The sequence below is a fragment of the Kitasatospora sp. NPDC005751 genome (genome assembly GCF_040630835.1).
In the GTDB taxonomy this organism is placed as follows: domain Bacteria; phylum Actinomycetota; class Actinomycetes; order Streptomycetales; family Streptomycetaceae; genus Kitasatospora.
Genome location: NZ_JBEXYC010000013.1, coordinates 1 through 23,374 on the forward strand (window position 1 = coordinate 1; position 23,374 = coordinate 23,374).

The following is a 23,374-nucleotide window of genomic DNA, read 5'->3' on the forward strand; positions in this document are numbered from 1 at the left end:
TCCGGAGCAGCGCCGCAGCGTGCTGGCCGTGCTGCGCACCGGGGAGCGCCGTGGCCGCGCTGCCGAACCGCTCGGTCGGTGCGCCCGGGTTCGCTCTTCGCCGGGGCTCCGCGTGCCGGTCGTCGGCCTGTCAACCGCCGGGGAAACGGTAGATGACGATCAGTCGGCCGGCCGGCCGCGCGCCTCGGGGGTGGGCCCGTGGGCTGCTGTCCGTGCGAGGTCGGTTCGTTCCCGCGCTGCGCGGGTCGTTCGATGAGGGTGTCGTGCGCGCCGGGACGCCGTCCGCGCGGGGCGCTCCGGGCGGGTGCCGTCCTGTCCGTGCGGTCCTTCCGGGGCGGGCCCGTGGCCGGCCGTCAGCCGTGGCCGATGCGGTAGCCGATCCCGCGGACGGTGATGACCCAGGTGCTGGCGCCGAGCTTCGCGCGAAGGTTGCGCACATGCGTGTCGATGGTCCGGCTGGAGTCCACCCAGTCGGTGTCCCAGACCCGGGCCATCAGATCCTTGCGTGACATGACGTGGCCCTGGTTCGAGGCCAGGATGTGCAGCAGCTCGAACTCCTTGGCGGTGAGGCTCACCCGCTCGCCGTGCAGGCGGACTTCACGGGTCCTTTCGTCGACGTGGAGCGGGCCGATGGATAATATCCGGACCGGGGCCGGTCTGGGGCGGGCCCGGCGGAGCACGGCTTCGATACGGGCCGTCATTTCCCTGGGGCCGCACGAGCGGACGACGCAGTCGTCCGCGCCGGCCTGCAGGGCGAGCACCCGGTCCAGTTCGGTGTCGCGGCCGGTGAGAGTGATAATGGGCTTGTCTCCACTCGCTCGTATCGAACGGCAGACTTCCAGGCCGTCGATGTCGGGAAGATCGAGGTCGAGCAGGATCATGTCCGAGTGCTCATGTGTTCTCAGCACTTCCGCGCCGGTTCCGGCAAGTCTCGTGCAGTACCCCTGTCGTCGGAGGTCATGAGCCCTTCCTTCGGCGGCGTCGTGGTCGCCGGCGACCACGAGCACCCGGATCGCCTGCGGCTCGGAGGCCTTCTCGGTCCGTCGGTACGGGATCGACACCACGGCCCGGGGCTGACCTGGTAGTTCGGTTCGAGAGGTTGTCGCCAGAGTCATAAAGTCCCCCCTGTACACCAGTTCTACACAGGATGCACCACGGGGAGGCGGCCCCGCTACAAAAATAGTGGCATTCTTTTTTTACGCCTATGGTGCGGGTGTATGAACGCCACATCTGACAGGAGCATGATGATGCAAGAGAGGGCGGCCCGGACGCGACAGAACCTGGTCAGCGCGGCCGCTGGCGAGTTCGACCGCGACGGATACGCGGGGGCGTCCCTGGCGCGGATCGCCAGGTCGGCCGGAATCACCACCGGAGCCCTGACGTTCCACTTCCAGAGCAAGGAGGAGATGGCCGCGGTGGTCAGGACGCAGGGCCACGCCGTGACCCAGGCCGTCGTGGGCCAGGTGACGGCGCGGAGCGAACCCCCGGTCCAGTCGGTCATCTCGCTGACCCTGGCGCTGGCCGATCTGCTGGAGCGGGAGGCCGTGGTGCGCGCCGCGGCCCGGCTCGCCCGGGAGCAACCCGGGGAGCCGGACTGGTCGACGACCTGGGCGCCGGTGATCCACGAGCGCCTGCAGGCGACGCACGAAGCCGAGTTGGGCCCGTACGGGGACCGGAGCACCCTCGCCACCCTGGCCGGGTACCTGGTCACCGGCGCGGAGTCCTGCATCCGGCAGCGGGCCTGCCGGAAGGAACCCCTGGACGGGCAGTCCGTGGAGCACATCAGCCGCATCTGGGACCTCCTCAGCTGCGGCGAGCGGTGCCTGACTTGAGCCCACCGGCGAGAGTCACCCCGCCGGGCCCGACCCCCGGCTCCGCCGGCCCCGTCAGACGGCGCTGCAGCCGCCGTCGACGGGGACGGCACCACCGGTGACGAACGAGGCCTGGTCGCTCAGCAGCCAGGCCGCCGCGCGCGCCACCTCCACGGGTTCGGCGAGCCGGGGCTGGATGGATCTGCCCACCGCGACCTGCTCCAACTGCGGGACCTGGCGCATGGCGTCCTCGATCAGCTCGGTGCGGGTGGTCCCGACGACCAGCGCGTTGACCCGGATCCCGCGCGCCCCGTACTCGGCCGCCGCGGCCCGGCTCAGGCCGAGCACGGCGTGCTTGGCCGCGACGTAGGGGGAGACCGCTCCGGTGGCGAACAGGCTCGCGATGCTGGCGGTGTTGACGATCGAGCCGCCCGACTCCTGGCCGAGCATCACCGGCACCTGGTGCTTGAGGCAGTTCCACACGCCGCGTACGTTGACGTCCATGATCCGGTCGTAGACCGCGTCGTCCGTCTCGTGCAACTGTGAGCCGATCGCCCCCCAGCCGGCGTTGTTGAAGGCGCCGTCCAGGCCGCCGAAGGCCGCCACGGCGGTGGCGACGACCCGTTCGACGTCGGCCGTCGCCGTGACGTCCCCCGGGGCCACCTCGGCCCGGCCGCCCGCGGAGCGGATCTCCTCGGCGAGCCGGTCGAGCAGTTCCTTGCGCCGGGCCGTCAGTACCACGGCCGCGCCTTCGGCGGCGAACAGCCGGGCGGCGGCCGCGCCTATCCCGCTGGACGCCCCGGTGATCATGACGGTCCTGCCCTGCAACAGCCCCTGACGGTGCTCCATGTGCTTCGCCCCCCTGCCCGCGGCGCCGACCGGCCCGCGAGCCGGTCTCGGTGTCGTCGAACTCGGATGTCGATCATTGTCCCGGGCCCGCGCGGGGCGGCACCAGTCGGGACGGTCGACCGTCCGGGGAGCGGGCCGGCACGGGGCGGCCCCCGGCCGTCGGCGCTACTCGGGCCGACCGCGGCACTCCGAGAGCTCGATTCGCTTCGCGGTGGCGGGAGTTGCGACGGCCGGCAGCAGCAGCTGCCAGAACTCCACGACGCGCTCCGGGAGATCGGCGCGCCGGGTCTCTATGAACGAGTGCATCTGGGCCCCCGTACACGCGTAGACCACCAGGCGGGAGAGCGCCTGGACGTCGGTGCCGGCCCGCAGTTCCCGCCGGCGCTGGGCGACCAGGAGGTCGTCCATGATGATCTCGGCCCACTGGCGGTGGGAGTTCTCGTCCGGGGAGTTGAACTGCTCCTGCTCCCAGACCAGTCGGGCCCCGGCCTGGAGGATGGGGTTGTCGAGCAGCTGGCAGGCCCAGGTGAGGGACACGTCGACGACGCGCTGCAGCCCCTCCGAGGGGCGGGGGGTCACCACCCACTCGGGCTGGCGGAAGACGATCTCCCGGGCCAGCTCGCTCTTGTTGCGGAAGTGGAAGTACACCGCGCCCAGGGTCAGGCCGGCCTCGTCGGCGATCTTCACGACGCTGGTTCCGGAGAAGCCCTGCTCCCCGAAGAGCTTCGCGGCGGCCTGGATCAGGGCGGCCCGCGTCCGCTCGGCCCGCTCCTGTTTCACTGGGCGTCCCACCATACGACTGCACCTCATGTTGCTTGATAAAGAAGAGTATTCTTCATTTTATAGGCTGGGGGGACGATTGCACCGCTCCCGTCCCCCGCCACACTGACTCCGGGGGGAGACGGCTCATCATGGAGTCGCGTCCAACGATCGTTCAGCACACGGCGGCCACACGCACCCGGCCGTCGGTCCCGCCGGAGATGCCGGCCCTGGTCGGCAAGTCCGTGGCGGGCGAAGCGCTCGTCACCGACTGGGGCGACGTCTCCGGCGCCACCCAGTGGGTCACCGTCCACTGGCCGCACGACCACCCCTTCTACACCGAGGGCGGCCGCTACAGCCCCCTGCTGTTCACCGAGAGTGCCCGCCAGGCGCTCACCGTGCTGAGCCACGCCGTCCACGGCGTCCCGCTCGGACACCGCTTCGGCATGGAGCGTATCCGAACGTCCGTCAACTCGGGTGAGCTGCTCACCACTTCCGGCCCGCCCGAGGTCGACCTGCTGATCACCCACACCTCGGTGACCAGGCGGCGGCTCGGCTCCGCCCACCTGGTCTCCCAGGTCGAGGCCCGGCGCGGGGGGCGCCACCTCGGCACCGCCGAACTCCACTACACCAGCCACCCGCCCGCCCTCTACGACCGCCTGCGCGGCCGCTACGCCGACGCGGCCCAGGCGTTCGCGCGGGCGCTCCCGCTCCTCCCGCCGGCCCCCACCGCCGTGGTCGGCCGCCTGCACGAGCGGGACGTCGTCATCTCACCGGCGGGCGCGCCGGACCACTGGCAGCTCCGTACGGACACCGGCCACCGCGTCCTCTTCGACCACCCGCACGACCACGTCCCCGGCATGGTCCTCCTGGAGGCCGCCGTCCAGGCGACCCGGGCCACGCTTCCCCACCCCGCCGTCCCGGTCGCCTTTGACAGCACCTTCCTGCGCTACGTCGAGTTCGACCAGCCCTGCCTCCTGACCACCACCCCCGCACCCCCCACCCCCGACGGCCACCCCCGCACCCACATCCGAGCGACCCAGTCCGGCACCCCCGTCTTCACCACCACCCTCACCACCGAGCCCCACCCGGCCTGACCCACCGGGCCGGGGGCCGGCCGCCCGGTGGTGATGACCCTTTGGGCCGGATGCCTGAAGGGGCTCAGAACCCCCTTGTGACGGTCCGTCGAGTCCTGCCAGGATCTCAGTCCGGTGTTTCCTCCGGTGTACGGCGGGCGAGATACTTCCGGGACGAAGGAAAAGGAGGCCGGATGGCACGAGTGAACCTGCGGGCCGCGTTCATGAACGGCCTGGAGTCGACCGTCACAGCACAACAGGTCTTCATCAACCGGGTCGACGAGGTGGCCGCGTTCGGGCGGTCCGTGGGCGGGCTTTACCGGATGCTGGACGAGTCCGAGGTCTCGCCGGTCGTCGACCGTGCCCAGGGGCGACGCAATGTCCTGACGTTCTACGGGGTGGGCGGGATAGGGAAGTCCACGCTCTCGCACGAGTTGGAGCGTCGTTTCCTCGCCGACGCGGCCGCCGAAGGCCGCGACGACGTCGTGACCCTGCGCCTCGACGTGTCCGAGGACGGCGCCTGCGACATCGAGAACCTGCTGCTGCGCCTGCGGGCCGGCCTGGGACGGTTGGGAGACCGCTGGCCGGCCTTCGACCTGGCGCTGGCCTCCTACTGGGCCCGTGCCCACCCCGGGGAGGCCTTGCAGGAGTTCCTGGACACCTCGCCCACGCTTCGACGGGCCGCGCGGAGCGTCGGTCTGGGCGACCAGATCGCGGAGAGCGTGCGCCAGGTGGACCCGGCGGGCCTGGGCGGTCTGGCCGGGCTCGCCCACCGGGCGGCGCTGGCCACGTACCGTACGATCCGGGACCGGGTGCGTGAAGGCCGCCTGCTGTCGGACTGCGAGCTCTTCGCCGAACTCGTCGAAGCGGACGCCGACTACGAGACCCTGTCCTACTTCCCCTACCTGCTGGCCTGGGACCTGGAGCAGCGGCCCCGACGCGGCCGGTCGGTCGGCCGGCCGAGGGTGTGCGTGTTCCTCGACACCTTCGAGGTGGTCAACGGCCGGACCGACCGCGCCCTGGAACGCTTCGTGCAGCGCTGTGTCTACCTGATGCCGAACGTGCTGTTCGTGATCACCGGTCGCAATCGCGTCGACTGGGCCGACGCCGGCGTAGGTAGTGAGCTGGACTTCACCGGACCACAGTGCTGGCCCAATCTGCACTTCAGCAACGACACGATCGAGCCGCGGCAGCACCTCGTCGGCTACCTCTCGGACTCCGACGCGGACAGCTACCTCAGCGAGGCGCTCACCCGGGACGGCCGCCCCGCCATGTCGGCGGCGATCCGGGAGCGGATCATCGCGGGGGGCCAGGGACTCCCGCTGTACCTGGACCTCTCGGTGTCGCACTTCGCCGCGTTGCTGGCGCGCGGAGGGCAGCCGGAGGTCGCGGACTTCGGCGGATCGTTCACGGCCGTCGCCACCCGGTCGATCCGGGACCTCCCCCGTGACGAGCGCGACCTGGTCCGTACGGCGGCACTCATCGACCGGGTCGGCGCCGAGCTGCTTCGGGCGGGTCGGCCCGGGGTCCCCGACGGATGCGTGGCACGCTTCCTGCGGCGCCCGTTCCTGACCCACGACGACGCCTACGAGCGGCCGTACGCCTTGCACACGGCGCTGCGCCAGGCCATCGGCGAGGCGGACCGGACGCTGCCGGACGGTTGGTCGGATCGGGACCGCCGCGAGACCGCCATCCGACTGCTGGCCTGGCTGGGCGAGCGCGCGGGAGCCTCCGGCGGGCGCGTCGCGACTGCGCAGGCTCTCGAATCCGGGCTCAAGCTCGCGGCCGAGCACGGGGTCTTCGACGACTGGATGGTCCGTGCCACGCAACGGCTCGTCGAGGCCGGCCAGTGGACGGAACTCGGAGCCGGGCTCGCCGGGGTTCCGGCGGAACAGCCTGAATACCGGGCGATCCGTGCCGCGATCCAGGGCGTCCGGCTGCGACGCACCGGCAAGGTGGAGGAGGCGATCGCGGTGTTGAGCGACGCCGACGCGTCGGTACGGCCCGGCAGCCTGACGGCGCACCTGGTGCGGGTCCACCTCGCACACGCTCTGCGCAACCACGGCCAGTACACGGAGGCCTCGGCGATCTACCAGGACCTCCTGGGTGGCGAGTTCGACGCAACGGCCCGGTACTGGCTCTGCGACTACGACTACCTCAACGGGCGGTTCGCGACCGCGCTCGCCTCTCTGCACGGGCAGCAGGGCCGCGGGCCGGAGGGCGAGGGCGAACGGCTGCGGTTGCTGGGACATGTCTGGCGGGTCAACGCCCGCTTCGACGAGGCGGCCGCCGCCTATCGGGATGCCATCGTCCTGGCACGGTCCGAGGGGTTGGCCGCCGCCGAGGCGAAGGCGCTGGCCAACCTCGCTCAGACGGCGTGCTGGTCCGCGGACACGGTCACCGTCTCCGAAGCGGCAACGCGGGCCCGGGAGCTCCTGGACCTGGTGCCCAACCCCGTGGAACTGGTCAAGATCAGGTCTGCCGAGGCGGTCGCCCAGGCGATGGCCGGTGCCACCGGCGAGGCAAGGACCGCGGTCGGAGACACCCGGCAGCTCGCGGACAGGATCGCGTATCGGGGCGGACACACCCTGGCGGACGTGGCCGAGATCCTTCTCGGAACGCTCGTCGGCGACCATGCCGGCGCCCGCCGTACTCGGGCCGCTCTCGACGAGCGCACCCGTACGTCGGGGGGCAACATCTACTGGGTGCCCATCGTGAGCAGTTGGATCGACGGTCCCGCGAGCGCGGCGGAGAGCGGTCCTGCGGTCGACTGGGTGGACGGGCCGGTGGCCGCGCTCGGTCGCTGGGCCGAGGTGGTGGCCGGATGACGGCCGTGGACGCCGGCCGCCATCCGCACCGGACAAGGGGAGCGCTGCCTCATGACTGACGCCGTACGGGTGGGGCTGGTCGGATTGGGGACGATCGCCGGCACCCATCTCGCTGTCCTGGCCGAACGAGCCGAGGTCTCAATCGAGTTCACCGTCGATCCCGGCCCGGCGGAGCGGCCCGTCTTCAAGGGCGGCAGGCCGCCGCACTACGCTGGCCTCGCGGAGGCGCTCGAAGCGCACCAGCCCGACCTCGTCGTGCTGGCCACGCCGACGGAGACACACGCGGAGCTGGCCCGTCAGGCGCTGGTCCGGTCCACCGCCCGGGTGCTCGTCGAGAAGCCCCTCGTCCACGACCTCGCCTCGCTGGCCCGGCTGAGAACGCTGGAGGAGTCGGTCGATCTGCGGAGCCGACTGTTCACGGCGCACCACTTCGCGTTCTCGCCGGAGGTGGACTGGGCGGCCGAGCTGGTCCACGGGCGTCCCGATTGGGGGCCGGTGACGGAAATCACCTCGGCGTTCTACGACCCGTACGTGCTGAAAGGGGCCGAGGCATTCGCCTCGTACACCTCCAGCTGGACGGACTCCGGGGTGAACCAGCTGAGCATGCTCACCCGGTTCGTCGACCTCATCGTGCTCAGCTCCGGGCAGCAGACGGACGACGGCGCGAGTGCCTGGTGCACGGCCGAGTACCGGTCGCGGGACGTGCCGGGCACGGCCAGGTTGCGCAGCAGTTGGCTCACGGGATCCAGCAGCAAGGAGAGCAGTCTCACATTCGGGCATTCGGGCGTGGAGATCTGGATCGATCACACGGCCATGACGGGCTTCGCGGCGCGTGGCGGCGAGCTGATCGCCACCCACGGCCATGACGGGCGGACTCCTCGGAAGGTCGCGCACTACCGACCGCTGTACGAGAGTCTGCTTTCCGGGCGACCCGATCCGGTGCTGGGGTTCGACGCGGCCGTGACGATCACCGGGATCCACCAGGCGGTGCCCGGCGTCGGATAGCGGAGCGGTGCTTGTCCCGACGCGCCTCCGGGCGGGGGAAGTGCTGTTCGGGTGGGTCCGGCTGAGAGGCCAAAATGGCTCAAAGCTAGCATGTGGGCATTCGCCTAGCTCGAAAGATGGACCTGTGACTGTCAACGAAGACGTGTTCACTAACTGGATGAACCGCGAGGAGATCGCGGAGTCGATGATCCCGATCATCGGGAGGCTGCAGCGTGAGCGGGACGTCACCGTTCTGCTGCACAGCCGTTCCCTGGTGAACAAGTCGGTGGTCAGCATTCTGAAGACTCACCGGTTCGCCCGCCAGATAGCCGGGGCGGAGCTCTCGGTCACCGAGACGCTGCCGTTCCTGCACGCGCTCACCGCGCTGGATCTCGGCCCCTCCCAGATCGACATCGGCATGCTCGCCGCGACGTACAAGGCCGATGACCGCGGTCTGTCGGTGGCGGAGTTCACCGCGGAGGCGGTGGCCGGCGCCACGGGTGCCAACAAGCTGGAGCGCCGCGGGTCGCGCGATGTCGTGCTGTACGGGTTCGGCCGGATCGGCCGGCTGCTGGCCCGCCTGCTGATCGAGAAGGCCGGGTCGGGCAACGGCCTGCGGCTGCGTGCCATCGTCGTCCGCAAGGGTGCGGGCGACGACCTGGTGAAGCGCGCCTCGCTGCTGCGGCGCGACTCGATCCACGGCCAGTTCAACGGCACGATCACCGTCGACGAGGCGAACAACAAGATCATCGCCAATGGTCACGAGATCACGGTGATCTACTCCGACGACCCGACCACGGTGGACTACACCGCGTACGGGATCAAGGACGCGATCCTGATCGACAACACCGGCCGGTGGCGGGACCGCGAGGGGCTCTCGAAGCACCTGCGCCCCGGGATCGAGAAGGTCGTCCTGACCGCGCCGGGCAAGGGCGACGTCCCGAACATCGTGCACGGCGTGAACCACGACATGATCAAGCCGGACGAGCAGATCCTTTCCTGCGCCTCCTGCACCACCAACGCGATCGTCCCGCCGCTGAAGGCGATGGCGGACGAGTACGGCGTGCTGCGCGGCCACGTGGAGACCGTCCACTCGTTCACCAACGACCAGAACCTGCTGGACAACTACCACAGCTCGGACCGCCGCGGCCGTTCGGCACCGCTGAACATGGTGATCACCGAGACCGGCGCCGCCTCCGCCGTCGCGAAGGCGCTGCCGGACCTCGACGCGAAGATCACCGGCAGCTCGATCCGGGTGCCGGTGCCGGACGTCTCGATCGCGATCCTCAGCCTGCGGCTCGGTCGCGAGACCACCCGCGAGGAGGTCCTCGACTACCTCCGGGAGGTGTCGCTGACCTCGCCGCTGAAGCGCCAGATCGACTTCGTCACCGCTCCCGACGCGGTGTCCAGCGACTTCATCGGCTCGCGCCACGCCTCGATCGTGGACGCCGGCCCGACCATGGTGGACGGGGACAACGCGATCCTCTACCTGTGGTACGACAACGAGTTCGGCTACTCGTGCCAGGTGATCCGGGTCGTCCAGTACGTCTCCGGTGTGGAGTACCCGACCTTCCCGGCCCCGGCGCTCTGAGTCGGATGCTCTGAGCCGGGTGCGCTGACCCCGGCCCGAAGGCCTGACGGCCGGGCGCCCGCCCATGCGGCACGGAGGCCCGCTCCACCTCGGTGGAGCGGGCCTCCGTCGCCGTACCGGGACCCGGGCGAGGGTCAGGCGCGGCCGGCCGCCTTCTGGGTGCGGCGGGCCAGGGAGTCGACGACCACGGCGGCCAGCAGCACCGCACCGGTGATCATGAACTGGATGGCGTTGCTCAGGCCCTCGATGTTCATGCCGGACTGGATCGAGCCGATCACCAGGGCGCCGAGCAGGGCCGACCAGGTCTTGCCGCGGCCGCCGAAGAGGCTGGTGCCGCCGATGACGGCCGCCGCGATGGCGTTCATCAGCAGGTTGCCGCCGCCGGAGGTCTGGCTGGCGGACTGGATCTGGGCGGCCAGGAAGAGACCGCCGATGCCCGCCATGGTGGAGCAGATGATGAAGACGCTGATCCGGATCCACGAGATGTTGATACCGGCGCGGCGCGCGCCCTCGATGTTGCCGCCGAGCGCGAAGATCTGCCGTCCGTAGGTGGTGCGGCGCAGGACGAAGTCCAGCACCACGATGAAGATCAGGAAGATCAGCAGGGCCAGCGGCAGCCCCTTGTACTGGTTCAGGGTGTACGCGGCGAGGAACGAGACGACGGCCAGGGCCACCGTGCGCAGTACCAGGTCGGCCATCGGCCGGTAGGGCACGCCGGCCGCCCGGCGCCGTCTCGCGTCGGCCAGCGAGGCGCCGACGAACAGCAGGACGCCGATCGCGGCGGCGCCGTAGGCGGCGAGCTGCTGGCTGTAGATGGTGCTGTAGAGGCGGGAGACGATGTCCTTGCCGGAGAGGTTGACGGTGCCGCTGGCGCCGAGGATCTGCAGCATCGCGCCGTTCCAGCCGAGGTTGCCCGCGAGGGTGACGACGAAGGCCGGCACGCCGACCTTGGCGAAGAACACGCCCTGGATCAGGCCGACGACCGCGCCGCCGAGGACGGCGGAGAGCAGTGCCACCCACTGGTTGACGCCGTGGGTGACGTTCAGGACGGCGAAGATCGCCGCGCACAGGCCGCTGACCGAGCCCACCGACAGGTCGATCTCGCCGAGCAGCAGCACGAAGACCACACCGATGGCGATCATGCCGGTGCCGACGATCTGCTGCGACAGGTTGGAGAGGTTCTGGGCGGAGAGGAAGGTGCTGTCCAGGCTGCCGAAGACGGCCCAGATCACGATCAGTGCCAGGACGACCGGCAGCGAGCCGAGTTCGCCGCTGCTCACCCGCCGGCGGAACTCGCCGAGGTAGCCCTTGATGCCCTCCTGGCGCACGATGAGCCGCGGGTCCACGACCGGGGTCGCCGAGGGTGCCACGGGGACCGGCGCGTTGACGCCGCCCTTGGGCATGCTGTCCTCGGGCAGGTGGTGGCGGCGGCCGTCGTCGCCGCCCGGGATGTGGTCGCTCATGGGGTGCCCTCCGTGCCGCGGGCCTGTCGGCGGGTCACCGCGTTGTCCGTGGCCCCGGTGATGGCCGAGATGATCTGTTCCTGGTTGGTGGAGCGCCGGTCGAAGACGCCGTTGTTGCGGCCGAGCCGCAGGACCGCCACGGTGTCCGCGACCGCCATCACGTCCGCCATGTTGTGGCTGATCAGGATCACGCCGAGGCCCCGCTCGCGGAGGCGTTCGACGAGGTCGAGGACCTGGGCGGTCTGCTCGACGCCGAGGGCGGCGGTCGGCTCGTCCAGCATCACGACCTTGGGCGAGCCGATCAGCGCGCGGGCGATCGCGACCACCTGGCGCTGGCCGCCGGAGAGCGAGGCGATCGGGATCCGCACGCTGGGGATGCGGATGGACAGCGTGTCCAGCAGCTCGCGCGAGCGCTTCTCCATCTCGACCTCGTCGAGGACGGCGAAGCGCTTGATCTCGCGGCCCAGGAAGAGGTTCCCGACGACGTCGAGGTTGTCGCAGAGCGCGAGGTCCTGGTAGACGGTGGCCACGCCGAGGTGCTGGGCGTCCTGGGGGCGGTGGATGGAGACCGGGCGGCCCTGCCACTCGATGACGCCCTCGTCCGGCTGGTGCACCCCGGCGATCGCCTTGACCAGGGTGGACTTGCCGGCGCCGTTGTCCCCGACCAGCGCCAGTACCTCGCCGGTGTGCACCTCCAGCTCGATGTCGGTGAGCGCCTGTACGGCGCCGAACCGTTTGGAGACCCCGCGCAGGGCCAGTACGGTCTCACCTGCCACAGTGACCAACTCCCTTGCCCCGCCTCCGGGGGGAGGCGGGGCGTCTTCGGCTTCGGGTGCTTCTTCGGGGTGCTGCCGGTCCGGTGTCGCCGATGCGGTGCTGCCGGTCCGGTGCCGCACGCGACCGGGGCCGGGCCGGGGCCGCTCCGGGGGCGGAGCCCGGGGCCCGGCGCCGCTACGAGAGGCCGGCCTCGGCGCAGGCGGCGGCGTAGTCGGGCGTGCAGATCTGCGCGACGGTGTAGAGGCCGTCGGCGACCACGGTGGTCTTGATGTTGTCCTTGGTCAGCACCACCGGGGTGATCAGGTCGGCCGGGACCTTGTTGCCGCTGCCGTTGGTCACCGTGGTCGGCACCAGGTCGGGGGCCGGGCTCGAACCCTGGGCGTAGGCCACCGCCATCCGCGCGGCCGCGTCGGTCTCCGGCTTGAACGGCTTGTAGATCGACATGGTCTGGGTGTTGACCAGGATCCGCTGCACCGCGTCCAGCTGGGCGTCCTGGCCGGTCAGCGGCACGCTGAGGTTCGCCGCCTTCAGTGCGGTCGCGATACCGGCGGCCATGCCGTCGTTGGCCGAGTAGACGCCGACGACGTTGGGCGCGCCGATCGCGGTGATCGCGGCGGCGGCCTCCTGGTTGGCGTTGTTCGGGTCCCAGTTCGGCGTGTCGTACTCCTTGCCGATCTTGAGCTTCCCGTCGATCGCGCTGTGCGCGCCGGCCTTGAAGTCGGCCGCGTTGGGGTCGGTCGGCGAGCCGTTGATCATGATGATCGACCCGGCGTTCGCCTTGTCGCCGACGGCCGCCACCAGGGCCTGGCCCTGCAGCTCGCCGACCTTCTTGTTGTCGAAGGACACGTACGCGTCGACCGGACCCTGCGCCAGGCGGTCGTACGCGACGACCTTCACGCCCGCGTCGTGCGCCTTCTGGACGGAGGACTGGATCGACTTGGAGTCCACCGCGTCCAGGATCAGCACCTGGTCGCCCTTGGTCAGCGCGGTGTCCACCTGGGTCTGCTGGGTGGTCGCGTTCTCGTTGGCGTTGTAGTAGTCGATCTGCGCGTTCGGCGCGAGTTCCTTGATCTTCTGCTCGATCAGCGGGCGGTCGAACTGCTCGTACCGGGTCGTCTTGGTCTCCGGCAGCAGCAGCCCGATCTTGATCGCTCCTCCTGCGGTGCCGCTCGCGCTGCCCGAGGACGTGGTGCCGGTCGACTGCTTGGCGCTGCCGCACGACGCCAGGCCCATGCCGACGGTTACCACTGCGGTCACCGCGACGATGCGGCGAAGCCCGATGTACATGAGGATGCCTCTCCGGTTGAGTCCACCCCCGCCTCCGAGTCTGGGAACACCGGGGCGCCGGCACGATCCGGACTGCGCCGAACGAGTGCGACGCACCGCCAATCGGGGGAGGGGGCGGCCGTCCGACCCGGGGGAGCCAGGGGGTCGGGAGGGGGAGGAGTGGCGCCCGAGGTGACGGGTGGGTGGCCGGCGGGAGGCGATCAGGGGTCGCGACGGGGGCGGCGCGCAGTCACGCAGGCGTCGGGGCGGGGGATCGGCGAGGGCCCGGAGGCGTCCTGGCGGGGAGCGGACGGCTGGGCCCGACGGGCCCCCGGGGTGGGCGGGGCGCCGCCGTCACCGCCGTGACCTGCCGCTTTCCTCCGCATCCGGCCGCGGTGGCCGGGTGATCGCGGCCCGGGGCGGGTGCCGCCGGCGGGCGTCCCAGCTCTCGGACGGCCGCCCGAATGGTCTATACCAATGAGGTACTGTGGCCGCGGAGCTGTCAGAAACGCGGCTGTGGGGGCCTCATGACTGTCCAACACCTTCCTCAACCTCCTTCCGATCAGGAGCTGTACTGGTATTTCGGACCACAACGCCGCTGGGTGCTGGTGCTGACCTCGCTGGCCTTCGTCTTCACCGCGGCGACCATGTTCACCTTCTCGCTGCGGACCCCGGCCCTCTGGGGCTTCCTCGCCGTCCTCGCGCTCAACGTCGTCGCGCTCGGGCTCTCCTCGGTCAACAGCCTCCGCCAGCGGCGGCTGACCAGGCAGTCGCACGAAGTCCTGGTGCACGCCTGGAGCCCCGGTGAGCTGCCGACCGTCGACCTCTACCTGCCGACCTGCGGCGAACCGCTCGACGTCCTGGAGAACGCCTACCGCGCGGTGCGGCGGCTCGACTGGCCGGGTGCGCTGACCGTCTGGGTGCTCGACGACGCCGACCGCGCCGAGGTCGCCGACCTGGCGGCCGCGCACGGCTACGAGTACGTCGTGCGGCCCGACCGCGGGCACCTCAAGAAGGCGGGCAACCTCAACCACGTGCTCACCCTGAGCCGCGCCGAGTACATCGCCATCCTGGACGCCGACTTCGCGCCCAGGCCGGACTTCCTGCGCCACCTCGTGCCGTACTTCGCGGACGCCCGGATCGGCATCGTGCAGAGCCCGCAGTGCTTCGACACCGACGAGACGATGGACTGGATCCAGCGTGCCGCCGGCTCGGCGCAGGAGTGGTTCTTCCGCTGGATCCAGCCCTCCCGGGACGCCAGCGACGCGGCGATCTGCTGCGGCAGCAACGCGGTCTACCGGCGCACGGCGATCGACGCGGCTGGCGGCTTCGCCCGGCTCGACCACAGCGAGGACCTCTTCACCGGCCTCGGCCTGTACGAGCAGGGGTACCGGACGCTGTACGTCCCGGTGCTGGTCGCCAAGGGCACCTCGCCCGACAACCTCGCCTCCTACGTCAACCAGCAGTACCGCTGGGCGATGGGCAACCTGCACCTGCTCGGCTCGCCCGTGCTCAAGCGGATCCGGGCACCCTGGCGGATGCGGCTCTGCTTCTACGAGGGCGTCGTCGGCTACCTGGCCGCCGCCGTGAACCTCTTCGTGGCACCGCTGCCGCCGCTGGTGATGATGTTCTGGTACCCGGACCAGATCCGGCCCTGGCACGTCCTGCCGCTGCTCGCGCCGCTCTGGCTCTGGCACGTCCTGCTGCCCCGGATCAGCCGGACCCGCTGGCGGATCGAGGTGATCCGCTCCAACGTGCTGATGAGCGTGGCCGCCGGCGCCGCCTTCTGGCACACCCTGCGCGGCCGCAGCGCGGCCTGGGTGCCCACCGGTGCCGGCCGGGCGAAGCCGGGCGGCCTGGCCCGCCAGGTGGTCCTGGTCTCGCTCGGGTGGCTCTGCGCCTCCGTCGGCGCGGCCGCCGCGGGCCTCTCGCTCGCGGTCGCCCGCAACGGCTGGGAGCCCAACTGGGGCCTCGGCCTCTACCTGGCCGTGCAGTGCCAGATCGGCCTCCCGCTGATCCGCGACCTGGTCGGCGAGCTGCGCCCGGCCGGCGGGCAGCGCGCGGCCGACCCGGACCGCCCCGGCGCCCCGCGTCGGCTGCTGTCCCGGCGCGCGGCCCGGACGGGCATGCTGCCGCGGCGCTGGCCCGAAGCGCTGGCCGCCACCGCCACCCTCGTGCTCACCGCCCTGCTCGCCTCCGGCTGGGTCCGCCCGATGCTGCCCTGGCTGGGTTGAAAGGTCGTCACACCGATGTCCCCGACCACACCGATGTCTCCGACCCCGATCACACCGACCACCTCGATGTCACCGGACACACCTGTGCCACCGACCGCGGATCCGGAGCTCCTGCCGGGTACTTACACCATCCCCGGGCCGCCGCGCGGCGGCTCCGGCTCCCGGGGCTCCGGCGCGCGGGCGGCCGGCAGCCCGGGGCCTGCGCCCCGCCCGGCCGGCTTCCGCCCCGACATCGAGGGCCTGCGCGCGGTGGCGGTCCTCGCGGTGCTCGCCTTCCACGCCTCCGTACCCGGCCTGGCCGGCGGGTTCGTCGGCGTCGACGTCTTCCTCGTCGTCTCCGGCTACCTGATCACCGGACTGCTGGTGCGCGAGGCCGTCACCACCGGCCGGGTCCGGCTGGGGGAGTTCTTCTCCCGCCGGGCGCGCCGGCTGCTGCCCTCGGCCGCCGTGGTGCTCGGCGCGGTCGCGCTGGCGGGCGCCTGGCTGACCGTCCCGCTGCGCCGTGCCGACCTGGAGCACGACGTGCTGGCCGCGGCGCTCTCCGTCGCCAACTGGCGCTTCGTCTCCCAGCAGACCGACTACCTCGCGGCCGGGCGCGACCAGAGCCCGCTGCTGCACTTCTGGTCGCTCGCGGTGGAGGAGCAGTTCTACCTGTTCTGGGCGCCACTGGTCGCGCTGATCGTGTTCCTGGCGGCCCGGGCGGTCCGCCGCGGCCGGGCCGTCCGCACGGTGGCGGCCGCGGTCGCGGGGGCGCTGACGCTGGGCTCCTTCACGCTCTCGCTGCACTGGACGCAGAGCTCGGTCTCGCTCGCCTACCTCGGCACGCCCTCGCGGGTCTGGCAGTTCGGGGTCGGGGCGCTGCTCGCCCTGCTGCCCTGGCACCGGCTGCGCGGACCGCGCCCGCTGCGGCTGCTCACCGGCTGGGCCGGCCTGCTGGCCATCGGCTGGTGCGTCCTCGCATACGACGCCGGCACCCCCTACCCGGGGTACGCCGCACTGGTCCCGACCCTCGCCACCGCCGCGATCATCCTGGCCGGGACGCCGGACCGGCGGGACGGCGGCGCCGTCGTCGCCACCCGGTACGGCGCGGACCGGCTGCTCGGCCTGCGGGCCCCGCGCGCGATCGGCCGGCTCTCCTACAACCTGTACCTGTGGCACTGGCCGGTCCTGGTGCTCACCGAGGCCCGGTTCGGGACGCTCGGCTGGCCGGTCAAGGTGGCGCTGAGCGCGGCGGCCGCGCTGCCCGCCGTGGCGGTGCTGCGCTGGATCGAACAGCCGCTGCGCCGCAACCGGACCGTGGCCGAACTCCCCAGGCGCGGGCTCTCCTTGGGGCTCACCGCAGTGATCGTCCCGGTGGTGCTGGCGCTGGTCGTCGGCACCGGGACGCTGCGGCTGCTCGGGCCGGCCGGGCCGGTGGACCTGCTCGGCCTGCCGCCCGGCTCGCCCGACGGCACCTCCCTGCTGGTGCGCACCGCCACCCCGCCGAAGACCGCGGCGGTCGTCCCGGCCGCCGCGCAGGCGCGCAAGGACTTCCCGCCGGACGGCGAGTGCGAGGTGGCGCCGAGCGCCGTCACCAGCCCCGCCTGCCTGTTCGGCGACACCACCGCTGCGGACCGGATCGTCCTGCTCGGCGACTCGCACGCCGGCCAGTGGTTCTCCTCGCTGCTCGCCATCGCGGCGGGGCGCCACTGGGCCCTGGAGGAACTGGTCAAGCAGGGCTGCCCACTGCCCGAACTCGACGTCGTCAACCCGCAGTTGGGGCGGGCTTACTGGGAGTGCGACAGCTGGCGGACGGCCAGCCTGGAGCGGTTGCGCAGCGGGCCGAAGCCCAAGCTGATCGTGGTCTCCGCGCTCAACCGCTACACCGACGACCGGCGGCTGCTGCTGGACGGCTGGGAGCGGACACTGGCGCCGCTGCGCGCGCTCGGAGTGCCGATCGTCTACATCCAGGACACCCCGATCCCCGGGACGGACGTTCCGGCCTGCGTCTCCGGGCACACCGAGGACCCGGCCGCCTGCGAGTTCCCGCGCGCCCGTGCGCAGTGGCCCGACCCGCTCGCCGAGGAGATCGCGGCCGGCCGGGTGCCGGGCGTCCGGTCGGTCGAGCTGAACTCCGTCCTCTGCCCGGGTGCGGGGCGCAGCTGCCCCGCCGTCCTGGAGCGCATCCTGCTCTACCGGGACGACGCGCACCTGACCAACGTCGCGGCCGTCGTCCTGACGCCCCGGCTCGAACGGCTGCTGACCGAGGCCGGGCTGGTGCCCGCCGCCGGCGCTGCCGGGGGTGTCGCCACCGGACCGGGGAAGCCCGGCGCCGACGGCTGGACATCGGTGCTGCGGGACGACTTCGAGGGCCCGGCCGGCAGCCGCCCCTCCGCCGAGCACTGGCAGTACGACCTGGGGACCTGCTACCCGGGCTGCCCGGCTCCGCAGTGGGGCACCGGGGAGATCGAGACGATGACCGACTCGACCGCCAACGTCCGTCTCGACGGCCGGGGCGCGCTGGAGATCGTCCCCACCCTGGAGAACGGCCGGTGGAGCTCGGGCCGGATCGAGTCCCGCCGCTCCGACCTCGCCCCGCCGCCCGGCGGAGTGCTGCGGATCGAGGCCTCGATCGCGCTGCCCGACGTCACCGGACCGGCCGCCGCCGGGTACTGGCCGGCCTTCTGGACGCTCGGCGGTGAGCTGCGCAACGGCTTCACCGGCTGGCCCGCGATCGGTGAGCTCGATGTGATGGAGCAGGTCAACGGCCGCGGCTCGATCTTCGGCACGATGCACTGCGGCACCCTGGAGGGTGGCCCCTGCCAGGAGCCGAAGGGCCTCGGCTCGGGCGACCAGCCGTGCCCGGACTGCCGCACGGGCTTTCACAGCTACGCGGTGGAGGTCGACCTCACGCCCGGGGCCGAGCAGGTCCGCTGGTACCTCGACGGGCGCGAGCACCACCGGGTCACGGCCGCGCAGATGGACCGCGCGACCTGGGACCGGGCCGTCGGCCACGGGCTCTTCCTGATCCTGAACGTCGCGGTCGGCGGCAACCTGCCCGCCGCGCTCGGCGGCGTGCCCGGCCCGGCCACCGAGCCGGGGCACCCGATGCGGGTGGACTACGTCGCCGTCTCGACCCGGGGAGGCGCCCGCCCCTGATCCGGACCGGCCGAGGGCCGCCCCCGCCCCGTCGGCGAGGACGGCCCTCGGCGCGTTCCGGGCGCCGGCACGGTCGGCCGGCCGGTGGCGTGGTCGGCCGGTGCTGCGGTCGGCCGGTGGGGCGGTTCGGGCGACCGGCGAGGGTGCGAGCGCGGGGTCCGAGCGCGGGGTGCGCGGGCCCGGCGGCGGTGGCCGCCGCGCGGAGGTGGCAGTCTGGGTACAGGTGGCAGCCGGGTCCGACCCCGCACCGACCGCTTCTCCGGGAGGACGGCCATGACATACGCGCACGCCAGGCCCGCGCGGAGCCTCGACGAGGTCGTCGGGCGGATGCGGGCGGTGGAGGCCCGGCTGGACCCGCGGGACGGTGTGGCCTGCTTCAACCGGATGTACCTGAGGGTCGCCGAACTGATCGGCGGCCACCTGGCCGCGGGCTCCTTCCAGGACGGGGCGTTCACCGAGGGCCTGGAGGTGGTCCTCGCCGGTGCCTACCTCGACGCGGTCGAGGACGCCGAGGCGGGTCGCCCGGTCAACGAGGCCTGGCAGCCGCTGTTCGAGGCCCGGGGAGACCGGTCGGTCCGGCCGATCCAGTTCGCCTTCGCGGGGATGAGCGCGCACCTCAGCCACGACCTCCCGCTGGGCCTGGTGGAGACCTGCATCGAGCGCCGCACCACGCCGGACACGCCGCCCGTGCACGCCGACCACCTCCGGGCCGCCGCACTGCTGGGGCAGGCCGAGGCCGAGGCCCGGGCCTCCTTCGAGGCGCGGCTCGGCACGCCGGACGCCCAGGCCGCCGAGTCCCTGCAGCACCTCGTCGCCAGCTTCTCCGTCGCCCGCGCGCTGGACGCCGCCTGGGCCACCACCCAGACGCTCTGGCACGAGCGCAACCTGCGCCCCTTCCACGACGCCACGCTGGCCGCCGTCACCGGTGGCGCGATACTGGCCGCCCGGCTGCTGGTCACCCCGGTCCTGCCGCCGGCCGGCCCGCCCACCGACGAGGCCTGACACCGCCGCCGCTCCCGCGCCGGGACGAGCCGCGCTCAGTGCCCGAGGGCGGCTTTGGCGGCCACGATGACCAGGCCCAGGACGAGGTTGACGAACCCCTCCAGCGCCGCCTGCCGCCGGCTCGCACCGGCCCGGACGGCTCCCACGAACGCCCACCCGACCTGCTGGGCGACGGCGACGCCCAGCGCCAGCCAGGCCGTCCCGGCGAGGCCCAGCCCGAGCAGCGGGCTGATCAGCACCGCCACCGCGGGGGCCACCGCCGCCTCCACGATGGGCCGCTCGTGGCGGGCGATCCGGCGGGCCTGCCGCCAGGTGAGCCGCTGTCCGACCTGGCGCTCACCGGCGAGCCGGGCGTACACGTGGGCGCCCCAGAACACCAGGCCGGTGACGATCAGCAGGACGCCGAGCTGGAAGCGCGGGTAGTCGCCGACGGCACTCGCGGTCGCCACCACCGAGGCGGCGAGCATGGAGCCGTAGACCGCTCCCGCGTAGTCCGTGCGCTCGGCGGCCGGACGGTCGCTGCGGTGCCCGCCTTCGGGCCGGCTGACTGGGCTGCTCATCCTTCGCACCCTACGAGGGGGCGGGCGGACCGGCCCGGCGGCTACGCCGTACGGCGGCGGCCGCACGGGCGCCGGGACGACCACGCCGCCTTCACCCGGGCGATCGCCGACGGCCGGCTGCCCGCGGCGCCCCGCTGAGCGGCCCCGGCCCGTTCCCGGACCGGACCGTTCCCGGCCCGGCGTCCGTCCGGCGTCCGCGCGGTCGGCCCAGTCCGACGGGCGGCGGCCCGGCCGTGCGGCTGGACTGGTGGGCGAACGCCTCCTCCGGAAAGGGCCCGCCGATGTCCACCTCGCCCCGCGGCTACGACGACCTGAGCGCGCTGGTCCTCAACTGCACCCTCAAGCGCTCACCCGAGCGCAGCCACACCCAGGGCCTGATCGACCTCAGCACCGGCATCATGCAGCGCCAGGGCGTCCAGGTCGACGTGATCCGGGCGGTCGACCACGACATCGCCACCGGCGTCTGGCCCGACATGACCGAGCACGGCTGGGAGACCGACGACTGGCCGGTGCTCTACAGCCAGGTGATGGCCGCCGACATCCTCGTCCTGGCCGGCCCGGTCTGGCTGGGTGACAACTCCTCGGTGACGAAGCAGGTGATCGAGCGGCTCTACGCCTGCTCGTCGATCCTCAACTCCGAGGGCCAGTACGCCTACTACGGCCGGGTGGGCGGCTGTCTGATCACCGGGAACGAGGACGGCGCGAAGCACTGCGCGATGAACGTCCTCTACAGCCTGCAGCACCTGGGGTACGTGATCCCGCCGCAGGCCGACGCCGGCTGGGTGGGGGAGGCGGGGCCTGGGCCGTCCTACCTCGACCCGGGGTCGGGCGGTCCGGAGAACGACTTCACCAACCGCAACGCCACCTTCATGACCTGGAACCTGCTCCACCTCGCCCGGATGCTCAAGGACGCCGGCGGCGTCCCCGCCCACGGCAACCAGCGCTCCGAGTGGGACGCCGGCTGCCGCTTCGACTTCGAGAACCCCGAGCACCGCTGAGGACGGGGCGCGACCTAGAGGAGTTCCTGGGCCGCGAGCGACGCGCCCAGCGCGCCCGCGGCGCCGCCCAGGACCCCGCAGGGCACCCCGCAGAGCTCGTCGCCGACGAAGACGCCGACCACCCCGCCGACGACGTCCGAGGCGACCACCGCGAGGGTCGAGGCCTTGAAGGCGACCGCGTCCGGGCCGGCCGCCTCGGCGCGTCGGAGGAACTCGCGGCTGCTGGCGGAGGCGATCGAGGCGATCACCACCGCGTAGGGGTGCCCGTTCGAGGTCCTGATGCGGTCGAGCGCGGCGTCGACCCCGTCGGACTTGTCCTTCGGCGAGGCCTCCGAGCGGACCAGGCGCAGCAGGTCGATCAGCTGCTCCAGCTCCGCGGCGGACAGCCGCCCCTTGCCGTGCAGCGCCGCGAGGTCCCGTTCCCCCCGCTCGACGAGCTGGTCCAGGGAGAGCCTGAGGAGTTCGGGGACCACCCGCAGGACCTCGTTGTGCACCTCTCCGGAGCGAAGTGCCAGCTCCCGGATCGAGGTGTCGGCATCGGGGTCGCTCGGCCAGGAGGTGTCGGTCATGGCGGTCCGCCTCTTCTTCGGGTAGCTGTGCGTCCGGCGGCGGAATCCGGCTCACCGCCGTGCTGTGCTGGGATTATGGCGTCGCCGGTGCGGGATCCCCGGCCGCCTCCCGCGTCCGGTCACCCGCGTGGAGGGTAAGTCACACCGCCGCGGGTCCGGCTGCCGATCGGCGCCCCGGCTCTTGCTGACGAAAAGTCAGCAAGTTCGGTGCAGTGCCTTGACGGTGCACGGACACCGCTCTACAACGTAGTCAGCTCCCCGAATCCCCCACCGGCGGGGAGCCACGAAAGTTCACCTTCTCGATTCCCCCTCACCGAGGAAGAGGCTTTCCCATGCGCCTTCACCGTCCTGTCCCGCTCCTCGCCGCCGCCCTCGCCGCCACCGCGGCGTTCGCGCTGGGCGCTGTCCCCGCGTCGGCGGCGCCCGGCTCCGTCACCGCCACCGCGGTGCTGACCGCCGGCGGCGGCGCCGTCGCGGCGGGCGACACGCTCGCCGCGCCGCTCGCCGCGAACACCCGCGCCACCTTCTACTCGACCGCGACCAGCACGACCGGGGTCACCTGCGCCACCTCCCAGCTCGCCGCCAGGGTGCTGAGCAACCCGGCGGCCCCCGGTACGGCCACGGAGTCCCTCACCGGGCTGACCTTCGGCTCCTGCACCAGCAACGTCACCGGTGTCACCTCGGTCCGGAGCCTGACCGTCGGCAACTTCCCGCACGTCATCGCCGTCGACGACGGCCCGGGGCTGCCGATCACCCTCACCTCGGGGACGGCCGGGCCGATCCAGGCCACCGCCGTGCTCAACAGCTGGTTCGGCACCCTCACCTGCAGCTACCAGCTCAGCGGTGCGTTCACCGGCGCCGCGGACAACGCCGGCCACAGCATGGCGTTCCGCACCGAGCACTTCGCCAAGAGCGGCGGCTCCTCGCTCTGCCCGGCCGACGGCTACTTCTCGGCCACCTACGGCCCGGTCACCGACACCAGCCAGGCCGGCAGCCCGGCGGTCGTCGTCAACTGATCCGGCGCGAAGCGAGCGGCCCCGCGGGCGTGCCCGCGGGGCCGTTGCCCTGCCGGTCGGCGTCGTGGCCGGTGGGCGGGGGTGAAGCCGCCCTGACGGGAGGTCAGGGGCGTTCCCCCGACCGCTGTCCGCCGGTCGGGAGGGGATTGACACTGGCGGGTAACAACGAGCAATCTGATCAGGCCCACCGGCGTGTGCGGGGGGGTCGAGTGCGGTCTGTGCCGTTGCCGGATGCGGCGTGCGCGACGGATCGTGGCGTCGCGCGCTCGGCTCACATGCGGGGGGAACGCCAGTTCCGCGTGCCCGTACACGCTCCTGGGGTGTGCGGTGGGGGCGTGCCGGTGAGGCGTGCCCCCGTGGGGGAGAGACGCGGGCGGGGGCCGGCGGCTCGACGGCGGTGTGCGGACCGGTCCGGGAGGACGGGCCGCTGCGGCGCGGTGCCCCGACGGCGCA

The 23,374-nt window shown here is 72.4% G+C and carries 18 protein-coding genes; 10 read left to right on the top strand and 8 right to left on the bottom strand.

Going from position 1 to position 23,374, the window contains the following annotated elements; all coding sequences use genetic code 11:
* Positions 1-353: 353 nt before the first annotated feature.
* The gene (locus tag ABZ497_RS15105; protein WP_329490293.1) at positions 354-1,064 is read right to left on the bottom strand and encodes a response regulator transcription factor; all 711 of its coding nucleotides are present in this window, start codon (positions 1,062-1,064) and stop codon (positions 354-356) included.
* A 183-nt stretch (positions 1,065-1,247) separates the two neighbouring features.
* Between ABZ497_RS15105 and ABZ497_RS15110 the strand changes: the two genes are divergently transcribed.
* Positions 1,248-1,832 (top strand): TetR/AcrR family transcriptional regulator, encoded by a 585-nt coding sequence (locus ABZ497_RS15110; protein WP_359805282.1) that lies wholly within the window; start codon positions 1,248-1,250, stop codon positions 1,830-1,832.
* Between the two features lie 54 nt (positions 1,833-1,886).
* Here the strand turns inward: ABZ497_RS15110 and ABZ497_RS15115 are convergent, their stop codons facing one another.
* Together ABZ497_RS15115 and ABZ497_RS15120 are read right to left on the bottom strand one after the other, a co-directional pair.
* A complete protein-coding gene (locus tag ABZ497_RS15115; protein WP_329490295.1) occupies positions 1,887-2,660 on the bottom strand; it encodes a glucose 1-dehydrogenase in 774 nt (257 codons plus the stop codon).
* A 165-nt stretch (positions 2,661-2,825) separates the two neighbouring features.
* On the bottom strand, positions 2,826-3,455 hold the full coding sequence (locus ABZ497_RS15120; protein ID WP_329490296.1) for a ScbR family autoregulator-binding transcription factor: 630 nt from the start codon (positions 3,453-3,455) through the stop codon (positions 2,826-2,828).
* 116 nt (positions 3,456-3,571) lie between these two features.
* Between ABZ497_RS15120 and ABZ497_RS15125 the strand changes: the two genes are divergently transcribed.
* From ABZ497_RS15125 to ABZ497_RS15140, 4 genes are all read left to right on the top strand, one after another.
* Complete coding sequence (locus tag ABZ497_RS15125; RefSeq protein WP_359805284.1) at positions 3,572-4,516, top strand: ScbA/BarX family gamma-butyrolactone biosynthesis protein; 945 nt, start codon at positions 3,572-3,574, stop codon at positions 4,514-4,516.
* A gap of 173 nt (positions 4,517-4,689) precedes the next feature.
* On the top strand, positions 4,690-7,323 hold the full coding sequence (locus ABZ497_RS15130) for a tetratricopeptide repeat protein (RefSeq protein WP_359805286.1): 2,634 nt from the start codon (positions 4,690-4,692) through the stop codon (positions 7,321-7,323).
* Between the two features lie 51 nt (positions 7,324-7,374).
* Entirely contained in the window at positions 7,375-8,328 is a 954-nt protein-coding gene (locus ABZ497_RS15135; RefSeq protein WP_359805287.1) for a Gfo/Idh/MocA family oxidoreductase, read from the top strand.
* Positions 8,329-8,452: 124 nt separating this feature from the next.
* Positions 8,453-9,898, top strand: coding sequence for a glyceraldehyde-3-phosphate dehydrogenase (locus tag ABZ497_RS15140; protein WP_329490298.1), 1,446 nt, complete (start codon positions 8,453-8,455; stop codon positions 9,896-9,898).
* 134 nt (positions 9,899-10,032) lie between these two features.
* On the opposite strand, the gene ABZ497_RS15145 is transcribed toward ABZ497_RS15140, so the two are convergent.
* From ABZ497_RS15145 to ABZ497_RS15155, 3 genes are all read right to left on the bottom strand, one after another.
* Positions 10,033-11,301, bottom strand: coding sequence for a sugar ABC transporter permease (locus ABZ497_RS15145; protein WP_359805464.1), 1,269 nt, complete (start codon positions 11,299-11,301; stop codon positions 10,033-10,035).
* 56 nt (positions 11,302-11,357) lie between these two features.
* Positions 11,358-12,146 carry an ATP-binding cassette domain-containing protein gene (locus ABZ497_RS15150; protein ID WP_359805289.1) on the bottom strand — a complete coding sequence of 263 codons (789 nt, stop codon included), beginning with the start codon at positions 12,144-12,146 and terminating at the stop codon, positions 11,358-11,360.
* A 166-nt stretch (positions 12,147-12,312) separates the two neighbouring features.
* Positions 12,313-13,371 (bottom strand): substrate-binding domain-containing protein, encoded by a 1,059-nt coding sequence (locus ABZ497_RS15155; RefSeq protein ID WP_359805465.1) that lies wholly within the window; start codon positions 13,369-13,371, stop codon positions 12,313-12,315.
* A 560-nt stretch (positions 13,372-13,931) separates the two neighbouring features.
* Between ABZ497_RS15155 and ABZ497_RS15160 the strand changes: the two genes are divergently transcribed.
* The 3 genes from ABZ497_RS15160 (at position 13,932) to ABZ497_RS15170 (ending at position 19,778) form a co-directional block, all read left to right on the top strand.
* The gene (locus tag ABZ497_RS15160; RefSeq protein WP_359805291.1) at positions 13,932-15,638 is read left to right on the top strand and encodes a cellulose synthase catalytic subunit; all 1,707 of its coding nucleotides are present in this window, start codon (positions 13,932-13,934) and stop codon (positions 15,636-15,638) included.
* A gap of 84 nt (positions 15,639-15,722) precedes the next feature.
* Positions 15,723-18,776 (top strand): acyltransferase family protein, encoded by a 3,054-nt coding sequence (locus ABZ497_RS15165; RefSeq protein ID WP_359805293.1) that lies wholly within the window; start codon positions 15,723-15,725, stop codon positions 18,774-18,776.
* Positions 18,777-19,049: 273 nt separating this feature from the next.
* Positions 19,050-19,778: a DUF5995 family protein gene (locus tag ABZ497_RS15170; protein ID WP_359805294.1), complete on the top strand. Its 729-nt coding sequence runs from the start codon at positions 19,050-19,052 to the stop codon at positions 19,776-19,778.
* A gap of 35 nt (positions 19,779-19,813) precedes the next feature.
* Here the strand turns inward: ABZ497_RS15170 and ABZ497_RS15175 are convergent, their stop codons facing one another.
* Positions 19,814-20,338 carry a hypothetical protein gene (locus ABZ497_RS15175; protein WP_359805296.1) on the bottom strand — a complete coding sequence of 175 codons (525 nt, stop codon included), beginning with the start codon at positions 20,336-20,338 and terminating at the stop codon, positions 19,814-19,816.
* A gap of 281 nt (positions 20,339-20,619) precedes the next feature.
* On the opposite strand from ABZ497_RS15175, the gene ABZ497_RS15180 reads away from it, so the two are divergent.
* Positions 20,620-21,336, top strand: coding sequence for a flavodoxin family protein (locus ABZ497_RS15180; RefSeq protein ID WP_359805298.1), 717 nt, complete (start codon positions 20,620-20,622; stop codon positions 21,334-21,336).
* Between the two features lie 14 nt (positions 21,337-21,350).
* Here ABZ497_RS15180 and ABZ497_RS15185 read toward each other — a convergent pair whose 3' ends face one another.
* Positions 21,351-21,905 (bottom strand): hypothetical protein, encoded by a 555-nt coding sequence (locus tag ABZ497_RS15185; protein WP_359805300.1) that lies wholly within the window; start codon positions 21,903-21,905, stop codon positions 21,351-21,353.
* A gap of 332 nt (positions 21,906-22,237) precedes the next feature.
* Between ABZ497_RS15185 and ABZ497_RS15190 the strand changes: the two genes are divergently transcribed.
* A complete protein-coding gene (locus tag ABZ497_RS15190; protein ID WP_359805302.1) occupies positions 22,238-22,921 on the top strand; it encodes a Tat pathway signal sequence domain protein in 684 nt (227 codons plus the stop codon).
* The last annotated feature ends 453 nt before the right edge of the window (positions 22,922-23,374 follow it).

Coding starts and splice junctions, on each gene's coding strand:
- ABZ497_RS15110 (WP_359805282.1), top strand. CDS start 1,248: ATGCAAGAGAGGGCGGCCCGGACGCGACAGAACCTGGTCAGCGCGGCC.
- ABZ497_RS15115 (WP_329490295.1), bottom strand. CDS start 2,660: ATGGAGCACCGTCAGGGGCTGTTGCAGGGCAGGACCGTCATGATCACC.
- ABZ497_RS15120 (WP_329490296.1), bottom strand. CDS start 3,455: ATGGTGGGACGCCCAGTGAAACAGGAGCGGGCCGAGCGGACGCGGGCC.
- ABZ497_RS15125 (WP_359805284.1), top strand. CDS start 3,572: ATGGAGTCGCGTCCAACGATCGTTCAGCACACGGCGGCCACACGCACC.
- ABZ497_RS15130 (WP_359805286.1), top strand. CDS start 4,690: ATGGCACGAGTGAACCTGCGGGCCGCGTTCATGAACGGCCTGGAGTCG.
- ABZ497_RS15135 (WP_359805287.1), top strand. CDS start 7,375: ATGACTGACGCCGTACGGGTGGGGCTGGTCGGATTGGGGACGATCGCC.
- ABZ497_RS15145 (WP_359805464.1), bottom strand. CDS start 11,301: ATGCCCAAGGGCGGCGTCAACGCGCCGGTCCCCGTGGCACCCTCGGCG.
- ABZ497_RS15155 (WP_359805465.1), bottom strand. CDS start 13,371: ATGGGCCTGGCGTCGTGCGGCAGCGCCAAGCAGTCGACCGGCACCACG.
- ABZ497_RS15160 (WP_359805291.1), top strand. CDS start 13,932: ATGACTGTCCAACACCTTCCTCAACCTCCTTCCGATCAGGAGCTGTAC.
- ABZ497_RS15170 (WP_359805294.1), top strand. CDS start 19,050: ATGACATACGCGCACGCCAGGCCCGCGCGGAGCCTCGACGAGGTCGTC.
- ABZ497_RS15175 (WP_359805296.1), bottom strand. CDS start 20,338: ATGAGCAGCCCAGTCAGCCGGCCCGAAGGCGGGCACCGCAGCGACCGT.
- ABZ497_RS15180 (WP_359805298.1), top strand. CDS start 20,620: ATGTCCACCTCGCCCCGCGGCTACGACGACCTGAGCGCGCTGGTCCTC.
- ABZ497_RS15185 (WP_359805300.1), bottom strand. CDS start 21,905: ATGACCGACACCTCCTGGCCGAGCGACCCCGATGCCGACACCTCGATC.
- ABZ497_RS15190 (WP_359805302.1), top strand. CDS start 22,238: ATGCGCCTTCACCGTCCTGTCCCGCTCCTCGCCGCCGCCCTCGCCGCC.